The sequence below is a fragment of the Rhodopseudomonas sp. genome (assembly GCF_013377015.1).
In the GTDB taxonomy this organism is placed as follows: domain Bacteria; phylum Pseudomonadota; class Alphaproteobacteria; order Rhizobiales; family Xanthobacteraceae; genus JARJEH01.
Map to the genome: position 1 here is coordinate 60,731 of NZ_JACABA010000005.1, position 21,541 is coordinate 82,271.

The following is a 21,541-nucleotide window of genomic DNA, read 5'->3' on the forward strand; positions in this document are numbered from 1 at the left end:
CAGAAGAAATAAGGCCAAGGGGCCGCTGGGTACGACCCGCTGAGCAAACGAGAATGACTTGCAGATACGGTTCCGGCCCGCGCGTGCCTGTGGCCGAGCGGTTCGCGGTTCAGGCCGCGATCGCGAGTTCGTAGGCGTCCTGAATATCAGCGACGATATCGGAGGCTTCCCACAGCGCGTCGGGCGCGACCTTCTGGATGCTGATGGTCCAGTTGCCGCCCTTGAGGGTCCGCGGTGTGCTGACGATCTCGAACTGCACATTGCGGCACAGCGGGTGACGCCGCAGCGCGTAGGCGACACGGGTTCTGATTTCGTCGAGCGTGGCCGGTGTCTTGTCAGGGAACATGTCGCTGTCCACTTCGGTTGCGTCGCTTCACCAATGCCGGAAAGAGCAACTGACGCGCACCGGCGCCGCCGATCTTCGGCGCCATATTGTTGGGCCTGCGATGGTTAATGGGCTGTTAAATCCGCGTTGCCGGAGCGGCAATTGTCGCGCATCAATGTCACCCGCGCGGCGCATGACCGGAGTGACGGGATGGCTCGCCACGCAGGGAATTTCGCTTGCGGACCTAAGAGGTCAACGCTTCTCGATCACGAGATTCTGGATGGCGCGGCCGAAGTAACCGTGGACGTCGCCGAGCTTCGAGGACGCGATACCGGCGCCGTCGGGGCCGAGCCACATTTCCGAATTCAGCAGGATCCAATCGCCGACCGGTTGACGGGCGAAATGAACGTTGAGGTCGGCGTTGATGAAGGTCCAATGTCGGAAGTCGAGGATTGCCGAGGTGGCGTTGCTGAAATCGGCGGCGATCACCGCGCGCATCGCCTGCGAGGTCGGCTGTCCCTCGATCATCGGCCGGTCGACCCGGTACCAGATCGCGCCCGGCCCGATCGAGAGAAAACCGCCATGTGCTTCGCGCAGCGACATCCCGCCGACGAACGGGTTGGCGGTGTGACTGACGTCGTGCGGACGGCATTGCTCCGGTGGCGGAACGTCGATCGGCGGGTGTTCGATCTCGGCCGGCAATTGCTGCGGCTCGATCCTGATTTTCAGCACCGTCGCGTTGACGACGATCACGCCATTGGCCAATAGCCGCACCGCGCAGAGCTGGATCTTGCGGCCCTGGCGCAGCACCTCGGTTTCGAATGAAAGCGGCGCCACCGGCACCGGCCGCAGCAGGTCGACGGTCAGCCGCGCGACCTGCATCGGCTGCGGCGTCGCAATCGCTTCGGCTAGATATGTCACCAGCGCCGAGGGTGGCGAGCCGTGCTGCATGGTCGGATGCCAGGGACCGGCGGCATTCGGCCCGGTGACGATGTGGCGACCGTCGATGCGGTAGATGGCGTCCATCAATCAAACATTCCCATCGCGATTTCGCGCCCCGGATGCTGCGCAACCCGGGCACGATGCAGTTGTCTTCGTCTGCTCACAATGCCGGATCGATGGCCGCGTCGTATTCGCGCTTGAACCGCGCGACCAGCTCGGCGACCGGCACCACCTTCGGAATGCTCCCGATACCCTGGCCGCTGCCCCAGATTTCCTTCCAGGCCTTCGGCTTGGCGCGCTCGCCGGAGGCGTCGGTGCCGAAATTCATCTTCGAGGGATCGGATTCCGGCAGATTGTCGGGGTCCATGCCGGCGGCGACGATCGACGGCTTCAGGTAGTTGCCGTGTACGCCGGTGAACAGGTTGGAATAGACGATGTCTTCCGCGGTCGAGGTGGTGATCATGTCCTTGTAGCCCGGCACCGCGTTGGCTTCGGTGGTGGCGATGAAGGCCGAGCCGATATAGGCGAAGTCCGCGCCGAGCACTCGCGCGGCGCGGATCGCGCGGCCATTGCCGATCGCGCCGGACAGTGCCAATGGGCCGTCGAACCATGCCCTGGTCTCGGCGACGAAGGCGAACGGCGAGATTTCGCCGGCATGGCCGCCGGCGCCGGCGCAGACCAGGATCAGCCCGTCGGCGCCCTTCTCGATCGCCTTGTGGGCGAATTTCTGGTTGATCACGTCGTGGAACACGATGCCGCCCCAGCGATGCGCGGCCTGGTTCAATTCCTCGCGGGCGCCGAGCGAGGTGATCATCATCGGCACCTTGTGCTTCTCGCACAGCGCCATGTCGGCATCGAGCCGGTTGTTGGATTTGTGCACGATCTGGTTGACGGCGAACGGCGCCGAGGGCCGCTCCGGATGCGCCTTGTCGTAGGTCGCGAGCTCTTCCTTAATCTGCACCAGCCATTCGTCGAGCAGCGCCGCCGGCCGCGCGTTCAGCGCCGGAAACGATCCGACGATCCCGGCCTTGCACTGCGCGATCACGAGGTCCGGCACCGAAATGATGAACAACGGAGAGCCGATCACCGGGATCGAGAGGCGGCCCTTGAACAGTGCAGGCATCGACATTCGCAAATTCCCCTTGGGTTGTTTTTGGCGGCGTGTGCGCCGCGACAAGAAAGCAAGCGCGCCACCGCCTTGCAAGGCATGATGTCGCGAAATCGCAGCGATTGGACGCAAGATCGCCGCCGGCTTTCGTGGCTAGCGCGCTACTGGCACCAGGCGCTGGTGACGAAATTGTCGGTCCGGCAATCGCCGGGTTGCCGTGGCCGCCCGGGGATCAGAACCTTGGCGGAGCACTTCTCGACCGCATCGGCGCCGAGGCTCTTGCCTTCGCTGAAGCCCTTGGCCTTGCACAGCGTGTCGGCCGCCGCCTTGCAGTCCGGCCCGCCGCCGGCCGATACCGAGCAAACCACCCGACCGGTCACCATCGACGGCACGCCAAGCCGGGACGGGGTTTCCGGCGGTGGCGTGGTTGGCGGGAGCGGGCTTTCCGGCGGTCTGGCGTCCGCTGACGGCCTTGGCTCCGGCTGCTCGTTGGACAAATGCGGCATCGAAATGTCCGGCAACAGCAACGACGGGTTCTTCAGCAGTTTTCCGATTTCATTGACCAGGCCCGGATTTTCCTCGCGCGGCGCGGCCGGCTGCGCAGGCTGCAGCGACGGCGCTGCCGCTGGCGCCGTCTGCGGCCAGGCCGAATGCGGCACGTTCAGCATCGCGACCGACGCCGCGGCGACGAAGACGAGGCGCGCTCGGAATCGCAGCAGTTGATTCACGCGGAGAGCTGACATCGCCGCATCGTATCCGCCTGCGCAGGTTCGGCAAAGCAACGCGCGCAGCGGCTCACCGATTTGTGCTAAACTAAACGAACTGCGACGATGAATCCGAGCACCAGGACGCCGGCGCCGAGGCTGACCCACAGCGTCAGACGCTTCTCGATCTGCTCGCGAATCCACACGCCGTAGCGGTTAAGCAGGATTGCGACCACGAAAAATCGTCCGCCGCGTGCGATCACCGACAGTCCGATAAATTGCCAGAAATTGAAGTCGGCGAACCCGGCGGTGATGGTGACCAGCTTGTATGGAATCGGGGTCAGGCCTTTCAGCAAGATGATCCAGGCGCCCCATTCGGCATAGCCGGCGCGAAACGCCGCGACCTTGTCGCCATAGCCGTAGAACTGGATCACCCAGTGCCCGACCGAATCGTACAGCAGCGCGCCGATCGCGTAGCCGACGGCGCCGCCGACCACCGAGGTTACGGTACACAGGGTGGCGTAGAGCCAGGCCCGCTCCGGCCGCGCCAGCGACATCGGGATCAGCATCACGTCGGGGGGGACCGGAAAGAACGAGCTTTCCGCGAATGACACCATGCCCATTACCCATAAGGCGTAAGGTTTGTGTGCGGCGTCGATACACCAGTCGTAGATTTTTCTCAGCATGGCGCGATCAACCATCCTCGCGCCATTTTGTCCATGCCGCGGCTATGAAATGCGCCCAACCGGGAAAACCGCTCAGCGGCGCTTGCGCAGGCTGCGGCCCTCGAGCGCGACAATTGGTCGCCGTTCGATCCGGGCAGCCGCGGGTTCGGGGATCTTGAGGTTCGATTTCGGAAGCTTTTCGGCGATTCCCAGCATGGCTTCGCGGCGGCTCATCTCGCGCCAGACGTCCTCGGGGGAAACCCCGGCTGACGCCCACAAGACGGTGAGGTTGTAGAGCAGGTCGGCGCTCTCGCGGACCACCGCGGCGCGATTGCCGTTAACCGCGTCGATCACCACCTCTATCGCTTCTTCGGCGAGCTTTTTCGCCATCTTCGAGGGTCCGCGCTGGAACAGCCGCGCGGTTCGCGACAGCGCCGGATCGAGATCCTTGGCCGCGAGCACTGCCTGATAGAGCCGGTCGAGCGAATCACTCATCCGGTTATGTTACTGTAAACAGGTGGCAGGCGCGTTAACGCCCCCACCGAAGCCGACTGTCGCGCAATCGTCACCAAGCTCGATAGCCGAGGCCAAGCGGCCGGCCGCCGCCATAATAGCCCGGCTTATCGTAATAGCCCTGCCCACGGTAATAGCCCGGATTGCCGTAATAGACCGGGCCGCGATTGTAATACTCGTATTCATCGCGACGGGCTTGCGAGGCGGCGATCGCCCCGATGGTTCCGATGATGCCGGCGAAAGCCGCGGCTGCGGCCGGGCCGCCATTGCCGCGACGAACGTGACGATGGCGTCGAGCCGCGCTGAAATCGGTGGCGTCACTGCTTGCGCCGCTCGCGGACGCAGTGTTGGCGGGAACCCGACTTTCCGCCGACGCCGGTGTCGGCGGCAGCGCGGTCATCGCCACGGCAACCAATGTCGCGACTGCGATGCCACGGGTGGTGAACGCCAGTAATTTGCTACGCGTGAACATGTGATGTCCTTCGGCTTGCTCGGCCTTCGACGGCCCGATGAATAAAACCCCGCTGATGCGAAAAAGTTCCATTGCCGCGCACGCCAGGATTTCAGTCTTCGAGCTGTTGCGCCAAGTCGTGCAGTATTTGGTAGCAGGGCAGCACTTGCGCCACGCTGGAATTCGGCTCTCGGCCGTTGCCAATCGCGGCGAAGAACTCCCGGTCCTGTAATTCGATGCCGTTCATGGAGACATCGACCTTGGAGACGTCGATCTTCTCGTCCTTGCCGTTGAACAGGTCGTCGTAGCGGGCGATCCAGGTGCCGTTGTCGCAGATATAGCGGAAGAAGGTGCCGAGCGGGCCGTCATTGTTGAACGACAGGCTCAGCGTGCAGATCGCGCCGTTCTCGGCCTTGAGCTGGATCGACATGTCCATCGCGATGCCGAGCGTCGGATGGATCGGCCCCTGCACCGCATTGGCCTTCACGATCTTCGATCCCGCCTGATAGGCGAACAGATCGACGGTGTGGGCGGCGTGGTGCCACAACAGGTGGTCGGTCCAGCTGCGCGCCTGGCCCAGCGCATTGATGTTGCTGCGGCGGAAGAAATAGGTCTGCACGTCCATCTGCTGAATCGCGATCTCGCCGGCAACGATCTTCTTATGCAGATATTGATGGCTCGGATTGAAGCGGCGGGTGTGGCCGCACATCGCCACCAAGCCGGTCTTCTTCTGCAGGTCGACCACCGCCTGCGCGTCGGCCAGCGAATCCGCCAGCGGGATTTCCACCTGGACATGCTTCCCGGCGTTGAGGCACGCGATCGCCTGCGCCGCATGCATCTGGGTCGGGGTGCAAAGGATCACCGCGTCGACCTCGGGCAACGCCAGTGCGTCGGCGAGTTCGGTGCAGGCGTGGGAGATACCGTATTTCTTCGCGACGTCCTGCGTCGCATCCAGTCGGCGGCCGATCAGCGACACTACTTCGACGCCGTCGATATTCTTGATGCCGTCGAGATGCTTGATGCCGAATGCGCCGGCGCCCGCCAGCGCGACCTTGATCGGTTTAGCCATTCAGTTGTTCTCCAGGATCAGATGGCCGACCGCAGTGTTGCTGGCCGGCACGTGGTAGAAGCGGTGCTTGACGGTGGGCTTGGCCCCGCCTGCGACGTCGCTCATCGCGCCGCGCGCGATCAGCCACATCACCAATTCGATGCCTTCGGAGCCCGCTTCACGCACATAATCGATATGCGGCATCTTCGACAGCCCTTCCGGATCGGCGATCAGCCGGTCGAGGAAGGCATTGTCCCATTCCTTGTTGATCAGCCCGGCGCGCGGGCCCTGCAATTGATGGCTCATGCCGCCGGTGCCCCAGATCTGCACCTTGAGCGGCTCTTCATAGGAGGCGATCGCGCGGCCGATCGCCTGGCCCAGCATGTAGCAGCGCCGGCCCGACGGCGCCGGATATTGCACGACATTGACGGCGAACGGGATCACCGGGCAGGGCCAGGCCTGCGGCTGGCCGCACATCAGGCTGAGCGGAACGGTGAGGCCGTGGTCGACATCCATCTTGTTGACGATGGTGAGATCGAAATCGTCCTGGATCACCGATTGCGCGATGTGCGCTGCGAGTTTCGGATGGCCAATCACCTTCGGCACCGGGCGCGGGCCCCAGCCCTCGTCCGCCGGAGTGTATTCGGCGGCGGTGCCGATCGCGAAGGTCGGAATCAGATCGAGGCTGAAGGCGGTGGCGTGGTCGTTGAACACCAGGAAGATTACGTCTGGCTTCTCGTCCTTCAGCCACTGCTTGGAGAAGTCGTAACCGGCGAACACCTTCTGCCAATAGGGCTCACCGGTCTTGCCGGCGTCGATCGCGGCGCCGATGGCGGGAACGTGCGAGGTGTAGACGCTGGCGGTGACGCGGGCCATTACTTCTTCTCCCCGAGCGAGCGGTTGCCTTCGATCGAACGACCGCCGCCGATCATCATGTTGCGGTATTCCTCTTCGCTCATCCCGGTCATCGAGCCCGCCATCTGCTGAAAGCTCTTGCCGTCGGTGGCGCCGATCTTGGCGAGGAAATAGATGTTGCCGCCGAGCGAAATGCAGCGATTGAGGTCGCGATCCAGCACCGCCTGCTTCTGCTCTTCGGTCATCGGCCATTCGTCCAGATAGGCGCGTTCATTGGCCTTGAAACGGGCGCGGTTGTCCGCCTTCATCAGCGACATGCAGAACTGATTGAGGTGGTAGCCGAGCCGCGACATCTCGGCGTCGAAAATCGTCGTGCCGGGCACGTCCTTGTAGGGTTTGTCGAGTGACATGGCGTCCTCCTCAGGAAAGTTCGGGCCAGTATAGCCGCATCGGGTTGTCGACCAGCAGCTTGTGTTGCAGCTCCGGCGTGGTGACGATCTGCGGAATGAAATCGACCAGCAGGCCATCGTCCGGCATGTGGTCCTTGAGGTTCGGATGCGGCCAGTCGGTGCCCCACAGCACGCGATCCGGAAAAGTCTCGACGATCCGCCGCGCGAACGGCACCACGTCGCGATAGGGCTGCCGCTCCCCGTTCAGCGCCGGCGGTCCGGTCACCGACAGTCGCTCCGGGCAACTGACCTTCGACCAGATGTTGGGATGCAGCGTCATGAACTTGACGAACAGTTCGAATTCCGGGCCATCGACCGGCTTGCCGACGTCGGGCCGGCCCATGTGATCGACCACGACGAGCGTCGGCAGCGCGGTGAAGAAATCCCACAATTCGGGCAGGTCGACCGCCTCGAAATAGATCACCACATGCCAGCCCAGTTTGGCGATCCGGCCGGCAATTTCCAGCAACTCGTCCTTCGGGGTGAAGTCCACCAGCCGCTTGACGAAATTGAACCGCACGCCGCGGACGCCGGCTTCGTGCATCGCCTCCAGTTCGGAGTCGTGGATGCTGCGCTTCACCGTCGCAATGCCCCGCGCGCGACCGCCGGAATGAGCCAGCGCATCGAGCATCGCGCTGTTGTCGGCGCCGTGGCAGGTCGCCTGCACCACGACGTTGCGGGCAAAGCCGAGATGGTCGCGCAAAGCGAACAGTTGCTGCTTCGAGGCGTCGCACGGGGTGTATTTGCGCTCGGGCGCGAACGGGAATTCCGCGCCGGGCCCGAACACATGGCAATGCGCATCCACCGCGCCCGCTGGCACCTTGAATGTCGGCTTCGACGGGTTGGCGTACCAGTCGAGCCAGCCTTGGGTCTTTTCAAATTGCATCAGTGTTGATCTTTCAGGTCTTGGCCTTCGCCGCTGCAAGAATTCGGTCGGCCTCGATGCGCCAGTCAGGACTGCGGGCAAATTCCGGATCGCCGCGCTTGCCGAACACGCCGGCGTCGGCAAGGTCGGCGACGAACGCTTGCCGCTCGGCGGTGCCCTGCGCCGACCATGGCGTCAGCCCCGCCTCGCGTACGGTCTCGGCCACCTCGAAAACTTCCTCGGCGCGGCGACGGCCGTGTTCGATCACGCGCTGGAAGAAATAGGCGCCCTGTTTCTCCCAGTCGATGCTCGGAAAGGTCTCCTGCAGCGACGCCAGCACCGCGTCCTCGACTCCGTAGGCCCGCGCGGTGGTGAAGCTTTCGATCACCATCGCCTCCAGCCCCTTGATCATGATGCTGCGGCACATCTTGGTCGCTGACGCCACGCCGAGTTTTTCACTCGCCACCTTGGCGTCGAAGCCCAGCGCGATCAGCAGCGGCGCCAGCTCCGCCGCGCCGGCGCCGCCGAGCAGCAGTGGCACCTTGATCCGATAGGGCGGGATCGAGGTCATCACCGCGCCCTCGACATAGCGGCCGCCGGCCGCGTCGATCAGTTGGGCGGCGCGCTGCTTGGCGCCGGGCGAGGCCGAATTGAAATCGAGAAACCAGCCGCCCGGCCGGACCCCCGGCGCGCAGGCCTGCGCCACCGCGACGGTCTGGCTGGCGGTCACCGCGGAGACGATCAGGTCGGACATCGCCGCCAGCGCGGCATGGGATGCGACCAGCGCCACGCCATGGATGCCGGCGTGGTAGCGCATCGCGTCCGCCGGACCGCCGTCGAGCTTGATGTCATAGGCCGCGACCTTCACGCCCTGCGCGCGCAGATCCTCGGCCAGAATCCGGCCGACCTCGCCATAGCCGACCAGTCCGAGCTGCCATTGTTTCGGATCGCGGGTCATCTCAATCGATGTATTTCAGGCCGGCTTTTTCCAGCGGCCCGCGCATATTGTACATGTCGAGCCCGAGCACGCCGCTCGCCAGCTTCTCGCGCTTCTCGGCCTCGTTGGCCTCGCGGGCGGCGGCGGCGTCGGCGACGGCTTGCGCCACCGCGGCCGGCACCACCACGACGCCGTCGTCATCGGCAATCACCACGTCGCCCGGATTGACCAGCGCGCCGGCGCAGACCACCGGGATGTTGACCGAGCCGAGTGTCGCCTTCACGGTGCCCTTGGCGCTGATCGCCTTGGAGAATACCGGAAACTGCATCGCGGTGAGATCCTTGACGTCGCGCACACCGCCGTCGATCACCAGCCCGACCGCGCCGCGGGCGCGAAAGCTGGTCGCCAGCAGATCGCCGAAGAAGCCGTCGGTGTTGTCGGCGGTGCAGGCTGCCACCACGATGTCGCCGGGCCGCAACTGCTCGGCGGCGACATGCATCATCCAGTTGTCGCCGGGCTGCAGCAGCACGGTCACCGCAGTGCCGCAGGTATGCGCCCCGGCATAGATCGGCCGCATATAGGGCTGCATCAGCCCGACCCGGCCCATCGCCTCGTGGATGGTGGCGACGCCGAACCGCGCCAGTTTTGCCACCGCGGCTTTGTCGGCCCGCACCACGTTGCGCTTGACGATGCCGAGGTCGTTGGTTCGCACGCTCATGCTAGTGGCCCTTTGCTTTCAGCGCGGCGTCGAGTCGCGGATAGACCCGCCGCGCATTGCCCTCGTAGATCTGCTTCTTCTCGGCGGGCGTCAGCAGCGTCGATGCCTCGATATAGCGCTTGGTGTCGTCGTAATAGAACCCGGTTTCCGGATCGATGCCGCGCACCGCGCCGATCATCTCGCTGGCAAACAGGATGTTGTCCACCGGGATCACCTTGGTCAACAAGTCGATGCCGGGCTGGTGATACACACAGGTATCGAAGAAGATGTTGCCCAGCAGATGATCCTTCAGCAGCGGCTTTTTCATCTCCTGCGCCAGGCCGCGGAACCGGCCCCAGTGGTACGGCACCGCGCCGCCGCCATGCGGGATGACGAATTTCAGCGTCGGGAAATCCCGGAACAGGTCGGCGGTCAGGCACTGCATGAAGGCGGTGGTGTCGGCGTTGAGATAATGCGCGCCGGTGGTGTGGAAGCAGGCGTTGCAGCTGGTCGAGACGTGGATCATCGCCGGGATGTCGTGCTCGACCATCTTCTCGTAGATCGGATACCAGTGCCGGTCGGGCAGCGGCGGCGAGGTCCAGTGTCCGCCGGACGGATCAGGATTGAGGTTGATGCCGACGAAGCCGTAGTCCTTGACGCATTTCTCCAGCTCGGGAATGCAGCTTTTGGGATCGACGCCGGGCGATTGCGGCAGCATCGCCGCGCCGATGAAGTGATCGGGGAACAGCCCGGCGACGCGCGCGCACAATTCGTTGCAGATCGCCGCCCAGGTCGACGATACCTGGAAGTCGCCGATGTGGTGCGCCATGAAGCTGGCGCGCGGCGAGAAGATGGTGAGGTCGCTGCCGCGCTCCTGCATCTTCTTCAGCTGGTTCTCGGCGATGCTGTCGCGCAATTCGTCGTCGCTGATCTTCAGATCGGATACTTTCGGCATCACCGAGGCATCGTTGATGCCGGCGATCTGCCGGTTGCGCCAATCCTCCAGCGCCTTCGGCGCGGTGGTGTAGTGGCCGTGAATGTCGATGATCATGATTATCCTTGGACGTTAATCGGAAAACCTGCGCCCGTCATTTCGAGGAGCGATGCGACGACGCAATCCAGGGGCTCCGTACTTGGCGCCCCTGGATTGCTTCGCTTCGCTCGCAATGACGGTTTCCATGCCTTCAGCCCGCGCGGCGTTGCGCTGCGTCGTTGGTTTGCTGGCCGCGCCACACCGCGGCCGGGATCATCGCCTCGCCGCGCATCAGCAATCGCGCGGTGCGCAGCAGCGCCGCGCGGGTGACGGTCTGCGGGTTTTGCGGATCGACCGCGATCTCTACCGAGAACTCGCCGGTCGGATGTTCGACCGAGATGGTTTTCGCCTCGCCGCGCGGCACCACGGCGATACCTTGCGTCACCGAACCGTCGAGCACGCAGGCGGTGGCGACCGTCACCGCCGCCAGCACGCCGATGGCGTCGTGACAGACATGCGGGATGAAGCTGCGGGTCGCGATGCTGCCGCCGGCGCGCGGCGCCGCGATCAGCGTCATCTTCGGATAGTTCTTCTTGGTCACGTCGCCGAGCTGCATGGCGTGGCCGCAGGCGATCCGCAACCGCTCCAGCCGCGCCTGCAATTCGGTATCGGCATTGAGCTGGTCGACGCTCTCATAGCCGGTGCGGCCGACGGCTTCCGCATTGAACATCACCAGCGGCATGCCGTTGTCGATGCAGGTCACCTCGATGCCATCGATCACGTCGCGGACATGGCCGGTCGGCAGCAAGCCGGGCGCCACCGACCCGGCGGTGTCGAGGAAGTTGATCTTGATCGGCGCCGAGGTGCCGGGCGCGCCGTCGATCCGGGCGTCGCCCTCATAGGCGACATGGCCGTCCGGGGTCTGCACCGTGATGTCGCACAGCATGTCGGTGTTGAGCGTCAGCACCCGCAGCGTGGTGGTCGCGCCCTGCGGCTTCACCAGCCCGGTTTCCAGCGCGAACGGCACTACCGCGGCCAGCATGTTGCCGCAGTTCGGCGTGGTATCGACGGTGTCCTTGTCGGGCTGCAATTGTGCGAACAGAAAATCGAGGTCGACGCCGGGCCGCGTCGCCTTCGAGACGATGCCGACCTTGCTGGTCAAAGGATGCGCGCCACCGAGGCCGTCGATCTGGCGCTTGTCCGGCGAGCCCATCACCGCCAGCAGCACCTTGTCGCGGGTCGGAATGTCGGCGGGCAGGTCGGCGGCATTGAAAAACGGTCCCCGCGAGGTGCCGCCGCGCATGAACAGGCAGGGAATCGCGGTCTGCATTCGTTTCCATCCGGATGATCGTTCGCGGCATTGTGGCGACCCGCCGCGAGCTTCGCCACCGCCGGTCACCTATAACAGCTATCATAATCCAGCATGGGCGGAAGTTCCCAGCGATGCTGGAGTTTACGTCGGCAGCTCCCGGATCAGTTCAGCCAACAGCCGCATCGTATGCTCGGCGAGTGGCGTCGGGCGCCTATGCGCCGAGACCGCCAGGCACAGCACGCTGACGGGCGCCGGATCGACCAGTTTGCGCACCATCAATTCGGCCGCGCGCGCGGACGCCGCGACGCCGCTGGCGGTCAGCACCGCGTGGCCATAGCCGGCACAGACCAGATCGATGATCGAGGGGACGCTGGAGACTTCCCAGGCGATATCGAGTTTCACCCCGGCCAGCGCCGCCTGGGTCTCCAGCAGACGCCGCATCGCATGCACCCGCTCCGGCACGATCAGCGGATAGTTCGACAGCTCCTTGATCGGCAGCGGCGGCGCGGCGCGGCCGCGTTTGCCCTTCGGCGCGGGGCTGACCAGCGACAGCGCCTCCTGCAACAGCGGCGTGATCTCGATTCCGGCCTGGGCGTCCGGATTGTACACCAGGCCGACATCGACCCGACCGGTGGTGACCCATTCGACGATATGGGTCGACAGCCCCTCGACGATCGCAAGCCGCGCTGCGGGCAGTTCGCGCCGGAAGCGGTCGATCAGCGGCAGCGTCAACTGCCGGCCGATGCTCGGCGGCAGCCCGATGGTGACGCGGCCGACCGGCGCGTCACGGCTGGCACCGAGATCCTCGCGCGCCTGTGCGACCAGCTGGATGATGCCAACGCTGTGGTCAAACAGGCGCTTGCCGGCCTCGGTCAGCGCGACGCCGCGGCCATTGCGGACGAACAGCTGCTGGCGCAATTCGGCCTCCAGGCCGCGGACGTGGCGGCTCAGCGCCGGCTGCGCGATGTCGAGCATCACCGCGGCCTTGCTGAAGCTACCCAGCTCAGCGACATGCACGAAATATTCGAGCTGCTTAAGGTTCATCGCATGGCCCGGACCGGTTGCCGCTGTTGTTATTGCCGTTCGATCCCGGCGGTATCGATCACGCCGCGCCACTTCTCGATATCGGATTTGAGCCTTGCGGCGATCTGATCCGGCGTGCTGGCCTTGGCCTCGATGCCCAGCTCGAGCAGCCGCTGCTTCAGACCCGGTTCGGCCAAAACGTCCTGCAGCGCCGCGTTCAACGCCGCGATCACCGCCGGCGGCGTGCCGATCGGTGCGAACAGCCCGTTCCAGGACTCGACGCTGGCCTCGATGCCGCTTTCCCGCAGGGTCGGAACGTCCGGCGCGATCTTCGAGCGCAGCGGGCCGGTCGCCGCCAGCGGCCGCATCTTGCCCTCGGCGATATTGCCCTTCAGCGCCGAATAGCTGTCGACGATCAGCGCCAGATCGCCCTGCAGCAGCGAGATCTGCAGCTCCGGCGTGCCGCGATAGGGAATGATGACGAAGCTGACCCCGGCCGTGGCCTTGAACAATTCGGCCGCGAGGTTCTGGGTGCTGCCGATGTTGATGGTGCCGACATTCAGCGCGCCGGGCTTGTGCTTCGCCGTGTTGATGAAGTCGGCCAGCGTCCCGTAGGGCGAGGCGGTATTGGTGGCGAAGACGAAATCGAAATAGCCGAGGCTCGAGATCGGCGCGAAATCCTTCAGCGGATCGTACGGCAATTTCTTAAACAGCGAGACGCCGATCGCGGTGCCGTTCGACAACAGCGCCAAGGTGTAGCCGTCGGGCGGTGAGGATATCACCGTGCGCGCCGCCGCGATGCCGCCGGCACCGGGCTGGTTCTCGACGTAGAACCGTCCCTTCATCCGCTCTCCGAGCTTTTCCGCGACCAGCCGCGCGGTGACGTCGGCGACGCCGCCGGCCGCGAACGGCAGCACGATTCGCACCGGCCTGGTCGGATAGAGGCCCTGCGCGCGCGCTGGCATCTGCGCCGATGCCAGCAGCAGGCCCAGCGTCACCAGCGCGGCCGGCATGCCGCGCCGGGAGAAGAAGTTGCGGTCAATCAATGTCATCTGGCGACGATAGACGAGAATCACCGGAAGTTGTAGCGACTGCGAACGATTGACGCTGGGCCTGCAACCTGTCTTCATTTCTCTGCCCAGTCTGGCCGTCCGGCGTCGTTGTTGACGCTGGCGCCGCAGCGGTCTTCAACTGCCTGACAGTTTTCCGCGAGCCGTAGAGTAAGCCGATGTCGCAGCCTCCGCTCTTTCGCCCGATCAGCCTGCGCGGAATCACCGCCAAGAACCGGATTCTGATTTCGCCGATGTGCCAGTATTCGGCCACCGATGGCATGGTCAACGACTGGCATCTGGTTCACCTTGGCAAGTTCGCGCAAGGCGGCGCCGGGATCGTGATGATGGAGGCCACCGCGGTTACCCCGGAGGGCCGCATCACCCATGGCGATGTCGGGCTGTGGCACGACGGCCAGATCAAGCCGCTGGAGCGGATCGCGGCCTTCATCCGCGACAACGGCGCGGTGCCGGCGATCCAGCTCGCCCATGCCGGCCGCAAGGGCAGCATGCAGCGACCGTGGTTCGGCAACGCCGCGCTGACCGAGGCCGATCGCGCCCGCGGCGACATGCCGTGGAGCATCGTGGCGCCGAGCCCGATCCCGATGGAGGAAGGCTGGCTGATGCCGCAGGAGCTGTCCGAGGACGAGCTCGATGGACTGCGCGAGCAATGGCGACTAGCGACGCTGCGCGCCGCCGAGGCCGGTTTCGAGATGCTCGAGGTGCATTGCGCCCACGGCTATCTGCTGCATGCGTTCCTGTCGCCGCTGTCGAACAAGCGCACCGACCGCTATGGCGGCGACCGCGCCGGGCGGATGCGCTATCCGTTGGAGATCATCGAGACTATCCGCGCCGCTTGGCCCGACAGCCTGCCGCTGTCGGTGCGGATCTCGTCGATCGACGGCGTCGAGGGCGGCATCGAGCTTTCCGACTCGGTGGCATTCGCTCGCGAGGCGAAAATCCGAGGCGTCGACATCATCGACTGCTCTTCGGGCGGGTTGCTGGGATCGGCCACCGCGGCGCGAATTCCGCGCGGCTACGGCTTTCAGGTGCCGTTCGCCGAGACCATCCGCAACGAGGCGGAGATCCCGACCATCGCGGTCGGGCTGATCCTGCATCCGGACCAGGCCGAGGGCATCGTCGAGCAGGGCCAGGCCGATCTGGTGGCGATCGGCCGTGAGGCGCTGTTCGATCCGAACTGGCCGCTGCACGCCCAGCTCGAACTGACCGAGGGTGACGAAGTATTTTCCGACTGGCCGAAGCAATATGGCTGGTGGCTGGAACGCCGCGAGCCTGGCCTGCGCAAGCTCGACGGCCCGAAGCTGCCGTTTCGCAAGGGATGAGGAGCCCGTCATTGCGCGCCGAGGGCAGGGCGAAGCTCCGCCCGACAGCGAAGCAATCCAGGGAATCCAAGCAAAGACTGGATTGCTTCGTCGCAAGAGCTCCTCGCAATGACGACGTCAAACGACAATGCCCGGCGCAAGGCCGGGCATGAGGCATTGAATTCAGTGTTCGACGGTTCCGGTCGCGCGGTTCGATCGGCCCGAGTACTCAGTATTCGCAGTGGCCGCAACGGGAACGCACCGGCACGTAGTAGGCGCGCGCCGGCGCCACCATCTCGACCCGCTCGCGGACGCCATATTGCGGCGCGATCCGCTCGTACTCCACGCCTTCCGGCGCCACCATCACGGTCTGCGGTACCATAACGGTACGATACTGCGCCGGGGTCCGATGCGCGATCACGCCGCCGGGCGAAACCACCACGGTTTCCTGCACGGTGCGGTACTGCGGCGGAATCACCTGTTGCTGATAGCAGGTGACGCAGGGCGGCGGTGCGTAGCAATTGTAGCATCCGGCGGAAGCGGCGGTCGGCAGCGCGACGGCTGCGACGGCGGAAGCGATCAGAGCGGCAAAAACGCGTGACATGTTGATTCCTGTGCGTCTGCGGGTTGCAATCTGCGCGCATCATTAGTTGTGCGGTTCCGATCGTCAACGACAGTCGCGAATCAAGCTTTATAGACATCGTTAACGGAAGCCGGCGTCGCGAACTACGTGCCAGAGCGTGGAGCCGTTTGGCCTTTGCCAAAATTTAAGCAAAATTTGCGCAAAATTTTCCGTAGCAATCACTGACCATGCTCCGTTTGGAAATAGCTCGCGTTCGAACAGGAGAACCGAACGATGCGAACAGCAGGTGCGATCCTCGGAACCTCGATTGCCGCGCTCACAGTTCTGGCAGCGCCGGTGCAGGCCGCGAATTCCGACCACCAGAGAACTGAAGCCCAGGCCGCGTCGTCGACCTGCAGCTCCTATCAGCGCAAGCCGGATGGAACCTGGATGGCGATTCCCTGCCAGCCGGTCGGCCGCGCCTCATCGCCGCGGCAAACCACCGCGACGCGCAATTCGGACGACGACGCCAGGCGGAACTGATCGCCGGCTGACGCGGCGCTCGCTACCCCGCGGCCTTCGCCGCAGCGCGTCCGGCATTGCGGCCCGAGAACAGACAGCCGCCGAGGAAGGTTCCTTCCAGCGAGCGGTAGCCGTGCATGCCGCCGCCGCCGAAGCCGGCGGCTTCTCCGGCTGCGTAGAGGCCGGGGATGATGGCGCCATTGGCGCCGAACACCCGCGAATCGAGATCGGTCTCGAAGCCGCCCAGCGTCTTGCGGGTCAGGATGTTGAGCCGCACCGCGATCAACGGGCCACGCGCGGGGTCGAGAATCCGATGCGGCTTGGCGGTGCGGATCAGCCGGTCGCCGATATAGCGCCGCGCATTGTGGATGTTCATCACCTGCGCGTCCTTTACGTAAGGATTGGCAATCTCGCGGTCGCGCGCCTCGATCTGGGTCTTGATCCGATCGAGCTGCAGCAGATTGTCGCCTGACAGCGTGTTCATCGCCGCCACCAGGTCGGCGAGATTGTCGCGGACGATGAAATCGACGCCGTTACGCTTGAACGCCTCCACCGGCGCCGGCGCGCCCTTGTTGGTGGCGCGGCGCGCGGTGGCGAGCCAGCTCTTGCCGGTGAGGTCGGGATTCTGCTCCGATCCCGACAGCGCGAATTCCTTCTTGATGATATCCTGGGTCAGGATGAACCAGGAGTAGTCATAGCCGGTCGCCATGATGTAGTTGAGTTGCCCGAGCGTGTCGGAACCGGGAAACAGCGGCGCCGGCAGCCGCCGGCCGGTGGCGTCGAACCACATCGAGGACGGTCCGGGCAGGATACGGATACCGTGCTTCGGCCAGATCGGCGCGAAATTCTCGATACCCTCGACGTAATGCCACATTCGGTCGCGGTTGATCAGCCGCGCGCCCGCGGCTTCGGTGATGCCGATCATCCGGCCATCGACATGAGCGGGCACGCCGGAGATCATTCGCTTCGGCGGCTCGCCCAGCCGCTTCGGCCAGTTCTGTCGCACCAGCTCGTGATTGCCGCCGATCCCGCCGGAAGCGACGATTACCACGCTGGCGCGAAGGGTGAAGTCGCCCACGACGGTGCGCGAACTGCTCTGGCCGCGTTCGACTGCGGTGGGCTCCAGGATCGCGCCACTAACGCCTTCGGCAGCGCCGTTGCTCATGATGAGTTGATCGACGCGATGACGGAATCTGAACGTCAGCCTGCCTTCGGCCTGCGCCATTCGGGCGCGGCGCTCGAATGGCTCGACAATGCCGGGGCCGGTGCCCCAGGTGACGTGAAACCGCGGCACCGAATTGCCGTGGCTCATCGCGTCATAGCCGCCGCGCTCGGCCCAGCCGATCACCGGGAAGATCCGGTGCCCCATCGCGCGCAGCCAGTCGCGTTTTTCGCCGGCCGCGAAGCCGACATAGGCTTCCGCCCAGCGTCGTGGCCACAGATCGTCGTCGCGGTCGAAGCCGGCGGAGCCGATCCAGTCCTGCAGCGCGAGATCGTAACTGTCCTTGATGCCGAGCCGGCGTTGCTCCGGCGAGTCCACCAGGAACAAGCCGCCGAACGACCAGAACGCCTGGCCGCCGAGATTCTGCTCGCCCTCCTGGTCGACCACGATGACGCGCTTGCCGGCGTCGGCGATTTCGGTCGCGGCCACCAGCCCGGCGAGCCCGCCGCCGACCACGATTACGTCTGCATCGTCCGCCATCGCGCGTCCCCTGTTCCCGATCGGGATCAAAGCCCGCGCCGCAAACTTCGGTCAACGGCAAATCGCGCCGGAATCGCGTCAGCTGTTTCAAATCGGGACCGTGGTTCCCCGAGGTGCATCCCGCCTGCAACACTCGATTTGAATTTGATTTGAATCATCTCGGCCATCTGGACAAAAACCCGATCACCCAACACGCTGACGTTGTCTTGAATCGCGAGGTTCCGGCGTCACTCAAGACGCTGTTTGGCAGACGGGCTTTGATTGGGGCTGGTCATGAGATTGGTTACGGGATTGCTGACGGTGGTGCTCCTTCTCGCTGGCGTGGCGTCGAGCCACGCGGTGGTGCGGATTGCCGAGGACCGCGGCGGCCGGATCGGAACCTATGTCGACAAATATCAGGACCTGCGCAGCTCTGGCGAAACCGTGATCATCGACGGCCTGTGCGCGTCCGCCTGCACCATCGTGCTCGGCGCGGTTCCACACGACAAGATCTGCGTGACCTCGAAGGCCAATCTCGGATTCCATGCCGCCTGGGACCGCGGCTCCAATGGCCGCGCGGTAACGAATCCCGAAGCCACCCAGATGCTGTATTCGATGTATCCAACTCCGATTCGGCGCTGGATCGCGCAGCGCGGTGGGCTCACCCCGCGGATGATCTTTCTGCGCGGCCGGGCGCTGATGGGGATGTACAAGCCCTGCTATATGGACGCCCACGCCTCGTCGGCGCACTGAGTCCCGGTTTTCCGCATGACGTGATCGACGAGGCGCGCCGGGCGCTTGCCCGACGCTGCGGCGAGCTCTATCTGGAGCAGCCATGCGATCGCAGGTGCGGCCTATCGCGGGCCGCGGCGCATGCCGACTGGCGCAACGCCAGTTGCCGGATTGCCCCGAGGAACCCAGATGACAGCCAAATCCACCCGCCCGCTCGTCTTGATCGCGGCCTTCGCCGGCAGCCTCGTGGTCGGGCTGGTGGTGGTGTTGTGGCTGCTCGGGGGTCTGCGCAGCGTCACCGCGCCGGCATCAATCGGCGGCCCGTTCCAGCTGGTCGATCAAACCGGCCAGACCGTTACCGAAAAGAGCCTGCAGGGCAAGCCGACGCTGATCTTCTTCGGCTTCACCCATTGCCCCGACGTCTGTCCGACCTCGCTGTTCGAAATCTCCGAGGTATTGCGGGCGATGGGCAAGGATGCCGATCGGGTCAATGCCTATTTTGTCTCGGTCGATCCGGAGCGTGATACGCAGGCGGCGATGAAGGATTATCTGTCCAGTTTCGATCCGCATCTGAAAGGTCTGACCGGCAACGCCGAGGCGGTGGCGAAGATCGTGTCTGGCTACCGGGTCTATGCCAAGAAGGTGCCGCTCAAGGATGGCGACTACACGATGGACCATACCGCGCTGATCTATCTGATGGATCGCGACGGCAACTTCGTGGCCCCGTTCAACCTGAAGCGAAAGCCCGAGGAAGCCGCCACCGACCTGAAGCGCTATCTGTAGCGCGCAGGCCGGGCTGCACCACTGTCGCGGCGGTTCGATCCGGCGCGCAGGGAGCCTCCCGCTCGGCCACGCCGTGCATGGTCTTTTCCCATTGGTAGGGCGCCCACACATATTGCGTCACCGCGCGCCACGCCGCGATCGACAGGCAAAGCCAGTAAAGCGGCGTCAACGCCATGATCCAGCCGCGGCGCAACTGGCCGCGTTGCACCAGTCCGGTCAGGCCGACCACAATGGTTGAAGCGCAGCCGGCTGTGATCGCGGCCAGATGCAGCGGTGTCGGCAACTCCGGCACCAGCCATGCGACCTTCGGAAACGCCGCGGCGAGAATCGCAGCCAGCAGCGTGTACAGCAGGATCGGGTAGACCAGCGCCGTCAGCACGTTGCCGCCGACGATGACGTTCAGCGTGACGAATCCGCCCGGTCCGATCTCGCGCCACAGCCGTGCAGGCTTGCGCATGTGCACCTGCCAGGTCTGCACCCAGCCCTTCATCCAGCGGGTGCGCTGGCGCAGCCAATTGCCGAACGTGATCGGTGCCTCCTCGAAGGTTGTCGAGGCGAAGCTGATCGAGCGATAGCCGAAGCGGTGCAACCGAAAGCCGAGGTCGGCGTCCTCGGTGACATTATAGGGATCCCAGCCGCCGACCTCGCGCAACACTGCCGTGCGGAAATGGTTCGAACTTCCTCCAAGCGGCAGCGGCAATCCGAGTGCGGCCAGGCCGGGCAGGAAAACGTCGAAATGCCCGGCGTATTCGGCGGCGAATGTACGCGACAGCCAGCTGTGAGTGACATTGTCGATGCGCAGGCTGGCCTGCGCGCAGGCGGTGTCGGTGCCATGGCTTCGAAACACATCGAGCGCGGCGCGCAACTGGCCGGGCTCGGGTCGGTCCTCGGCGTCATATACCGCGACGAAACTACCGCGGGCAAAGGGCAGGGCGCAATTCAGCGCTTTCGGCTTGGTCTGAGGATGAACCGCCGGCGCGATCAGCACCCGGACATGCGGCGGTGGTCGCAGTCGGGCGATGGCGGCGCGGGTCTGCAAATCGTTCGGCTCGACTACCAGGATGACATCGAGCTTTTCTTGCGGGTAGTCCAGCGCTTCGAACGCTCGCAACAAGGCGGCGACCGCACTCGCCTCGCGGTACAGCGCCGCGATCAAGGTGTAGACTGGCAATTGGGAATCGGGCAGCCGCGCCAATTGCACGGCAGCGGACCGTGGCCAGAAACATGCCACGAGCCGCAGCGCGCAGAAGGCCAGGAACCAGAGAGCCATCGTGGTGCTCCAGGCTTCGGGCAGGATTGCAGGCGGCAAGAGCAGGAGTGTCGCGACGCCGGCACCACGCTCAATGCGCTGCCACCATAGCGGTCCGCGTTGCCTGGACGGAGCCGCCGACATCGTTGGAAATGTTTGTCGTAGATTATTGGTGGCGGCGTCGGCCAGCGCGCCGCCACCCTGCTGCATCAGGAATTGTTGCAGCGAAGACGCCGAGGTCATCCGCGTCCGCGGCTTCACGTCCGGAAATCTCGCCACCAAATCGCACAGCATCCGCGACGCCAGCAGCCTTGGCGCCAGCGTCCAGATCAACTCGCCGTTGTGTCGTAGCGGGATCAGGCCGAATGTCGCGGCGTGGGGAATCTGGTGATCGCGTAGCGGGGAATCGGCGCGACCGATCTCGGCAAAGGTTTCGGTGGCGATGTCGAGATGTGCTGCGAGCCGCCACAGATACGCCTCCTCGTCGATCACGCCCCACTGGATCAGAACCCGATCGGCTCCGATGTTCAATTCTCTGGCGCGCCATTCCGCGGCTTGCAGCAGGGCGGGCGAAAGCACGCCACGCAGGCAGTCCAACTCGGATGCCGGGCCGCTGTCGATGTTGGCGTGCGGATTGTCATTGCAAGGGCGCAGCGCCGCGTTCCAGCGGGCTAGGAAGGCGGGTCGCTCCGGCCACGGCCGGATCGCACGTCCCTGCGACGACGTCACCATCGTCTCCCCGCTTCGGACATGGTCTGTGAAGGTCATGGGACG

Annotated in this window: 24 protein-coding genes; 4 read left to right on the forward strand and 20 right to left on the reverse strand. The window is 64.8% G+C overall.

From position 1 onward, the window contains the following. Window positions 1-109: 109 nt before the first annotated feature. The 17 genes from HXX15_RS19075 to HXX15_RS19155 all read right to left on the reverse strand — a co-directional run bounded on the left by HXX15_RS19075 (window position 110) and on the right by HXX15_RS19155 (window position 13,919). Window positions 110-346, reverse strand: a complete 237-nt coding sequence (locus HXX15_RS19075; RefSeq protein ID WP_296517971.1) for a hypothetical protein — start codon at window positions 344-346, stop codon at window positions 110-112. Between the two features lie 231 nt (window positions 347-577). After that, window positions 578-1,351: a thioesterase family protein gene (locus HXX15_RS19080; RefSeq protein ID WP_296517972.1), complete on the reverse strand. Its 774-nt coding sequence runs from the start codon at window positions 1,349-1,351 to the stop codon at window positions 578-580. A gap of 76 nt (window positions 1,352-1,427) precedes the next feature. Then, the gene (locus tag HXX15_RS19085) at window positions 1,428-2,396 is read right to left on the reverse strand and encodes a nitronate monooxygenase family protein (RefSeq protein ID WP_296517973.1); all 969 of its coding nucleotides are present in this window, start codon (window positions 2,394-2,396) and stop codon (window positions 1,428-1,430) included. Between the two features lie 140 nt (window positions 2,397-2,536). Next, on the reverse strand, window positions 2,537-3,118 hold the full coding sequence (locus HXX15_RS19090; RefSeq protein WP_296517974.1) for a hypothetical protein: 582 nt from the start codon (window positions 3,116-3,118) through the stop codon (window positions 2,537-2,539). Between the two features lie 65 nt (window positions 3,119-3,183). Continuing rightward, the gene (locus HXX15_RS19095) at window positions 3,184-3,765 is read right to left on the reverse strand and encodes a YqaA family protein (RefSeq protein WP_296517975.1); all 582 of its coding nucleotides are present in this window, start codon (window positions 3,763-3,765) and stop codon (window positions 3,184-3,186) included. A gap of 72 nt (window positions 3,766-3,837) precedes the next feature. Then, window positions 3,838-4,239 (reverse strand): phosphoribosyl-ATP diphosphatase, encoded by a 402-nt coding sequence (gene hisE, locus HXX15_RS19100; RefSeq protein ID WP_296517976.1) that lies wholly within the window; start codon window positions 4,237-4,239, stop codon window positions 3,838-3,840. Between the two features lie 70 nt (window positions 4,240-4,309). Continuing rightward, the gene (locus HXX15_RS19105) at window positions 4,310-4,729 is read right to left on the reverse strand and encodes a hypothetical protein (protein ID WP_296517977.1); all 420 of its coding nucleotides are present in this window, start codon (window positions 4,727-4,729) and stop codon (window positions 4,310-4,312) included. Window positions 4,730-4,820: 91 nt separating this feature from the next. Further along, window positions 4,821-5,777: a Gfo/Idh/MocA family oxidoreductase gene (locus tag HXX15_RS19110; protein ID WP_296517978.1), complete on the reverse strand. Its 957-nt coding sequence runs from the start codon at window positions 5,775-5,777 to the stop codon at window positions 4,821-4,823. Continuing rightward, window positions 5,778-6,632: a class III extradiol dioxygenase subunit beta gene (locus HXX15_RS19115; RefSeq protein ID WP_296517980.1), complete on the reverse strand. Its 855-nt coding sequence runs from the start codon at window positions 6,630-6,632 to the stop codon at window positions 5,778-5,780. Beyond that, entirely contained in the window at window positions 6,632-7,021 is a 390-nt protein-coding gene (gene ligA, locus HXX15_RS19120; RefSeq protein WP_296517982.1) for a protocatechuate 4,5-dioxygenase subunit alpha, read from the reverse strand. Before ligA ends, HXX15_RS19115 begins: the two co-directional genes overlap by 1 nt. A gap of 10 nt (window positions 7,022-7,031) precedes the next feature. Beyond that, on the reverse strand, window positions 7,032-7,946 hold the full coding sequence (locus HXX15_RS19125; RefSeq protein ID WP_296517983.1) for an amidohydrolase family protein: 915 nt from the start codon (window positions 7,944-7,946) through the stop codon (window positions 7,032-7,034). Between the two features lie 13 nt (window positions 7,947-7,959). Continuing rightward, a complete protein-coding gene (locus HXX15_RS19130) occupies window positions 7,960-8,883 on the reverse strand; it encodes an NAD(P)-dependent oxidoreductase (RefSeq protein ID WP_296517984.1) in 924 nt (307 codons plus the stop codon). Between the two features lies 1 nt (window position 8,884). Next, a complete protein-coding gene (gene ligK / locus HXX15_RS19135; RefSeq protein WP_296517985.1) occupies window positions 8,885-9,580 on the reverse strand; it encodes a 4-carboxy-4-hydroxy-2-oxoadipate aldolase/oxaloacetate decarboxylase in 696 nt (231 codons plus the stop codon). Between the two features lies 1 nt (window position 9,581). Continuing rightward, window positions 9,582-10,610 (reverse strand): amidohydrolase family protein, encoded by a 1,029-nt coding sequence (locus HXX15_RS19140; RefSeq protein ID WP_296517986.1) that lies wholly within the window; start codon window positions 10,608-10,610, stop codon window positions 9,582-9,584. Between the two features lie 133 nt (window positions 10,611-10,743). Next, the gene (locus HXX15_RS19145) at window positions 10,744-11,862 is read right to left on the reverse strand and encodes a 4-oxalomesaconate tautomerase (RefSeq protein WP_296517987.1); all 1,119 of its coding nucleotides are present in this window, start codon (window positions 11,860-11,862) and stop codon (window positions 10,744-10,746) included. A 123-nt stretch (window positions 11,863-11,985) separates the two neighbouring features. Next, a complete protein-coding gene (locus HXX15_RS19150) occupies window positions 11,986-12,888 on the reverse strand; it encodes a LysR substrate-binding domain-containing protein (RefSeq protein ID WP_296517988.1) in 903 nt (300 codons plus the stop codon). Window positions 12,889-12,917: 29 nt separating this feature from the next. Then, window positions 12,918-13,919, reverse strand: a complete 1,002-nt coding sequence (locus HXX15_RS19155; protein WP_296517989.1) for a tripartite tricarboxylate transporter substrate binding protein — start codon at window positions 13,917-13,919, stop codon at window positions 12,918-12,920. A gap of 176 nt (window positions 13,920-14,095) precedes the next feature. On the opposite strand from HXX15_RS19155, the gene HXX15_RS19160 reads away from it, so the two are divergent. Further along, entirely contained in the window at window positions 14,096-15,259 is a 1,164-nt protein-coding gene (locus HXX15_RS19160; protein WP_296517990.1) for an NADH:flavin oxidoreductase/NADH oxidase, read from the forward strand. Window positions 15,260-15,467: 208 nt separating this feature from the next. Here the strand turns inward: HXX15_RS19160 and HXX15_RS19165 are convergent, their stop codons facing one another. Further along, a complete protein-coding gene (locus tag HXX15_RS19165) occupies window positions 15,468-15,842 on the reverse strand; it encodes a hypothetical protein (RefSeq protein ID WP_296517991.1) in 375 nt (124 codons plus the stop codon). A gap of 252 nt (window positions 15,843-16,094) precedes the next feature. Between HXX15_RS19165 and HXX15_RS19170 the strand changes: the two genes are divergently transcribed. Further along, complete coding sequence (locus HXX15_RS19170; protein ID WP_296517992.1) at window positions 16,095-16,343, forward strand: hypothetical protein; 249 nt, start codon at window positions 16,095-16,097, stop codon at window positions 16,341-16,343. Window positions 16,344-16,365: 22 nt separating this feature from the next. Here the strand turns inward: HXX15_RS19170 and HXX15_RS19175 are convergent, their stop codons facing one another. Continuing rightward, window positions 16,366-18,024, reverse strand: coding sequence for an FAD-binding dehydrogenase (locus tag HXX15_RS19175; protein WP_296517993.1), 1,659 nt, complete (start codon window positions 18,022-18,024; stop codon window positions 16,366-16,368). A 273-nt stretch (window positions 18,025-18,297) separates the two neighbouring features. On the opposite strand from HXX15_RS19175, the gene HXX15_RS19180 reads away from it, so the two are divergent. Both HXX15_RS19180 and HXX15_RS19185 read left to right on the forward strand, forming a co-directional pair. Continuing rightward, window positions 18,298-18,756 (forward strand): hypothetical protein, encoded by a 459-nt coding sequence (locus HXX15_RS19180; protein ID WP_296517994.1) that lies wholly within the window; start codon window positions 18,298-18,300, stop codon window positions 18,754-18,756. Window positions 18,757-18,924: 168 nt separating this feature from the next. After that, window positions 18,925-19,518 carry an SCO family protein gene (locus tag HXX15_RS19185; RefSeq protein ID WP_296517995.1) on the forward strand — a complete coding sequence of 198 codons (594 nt, stop codon included), beginning with the start codon at window positions 18,925-18,927 and terminating at the stop codon, window positions 19,516-19,518. On the opposite strand, the gene HXX15_RS19190 is transcribed toward HXX15_RS19185, so the two are convergent. Continuing rightward, window positions 19,463-21,535: a glycosyltransferase family 2 protein gene (locus tag HXX15_RS19190; RefSeq protein WP_296517996.1), complete on the reverse strand. Its 2,073-nt coding sequence runs from the start codon at window positions 21,533-21,535 to the stop codon at window positions 19,463-19,465. The two genes, HXX15_RS19185 and HXX15_RS19190, sit on opposite strands and share 56 nt — an antisense overlap. Window positions 21,536-21,541: the final 6 nt, after the last annotated feature.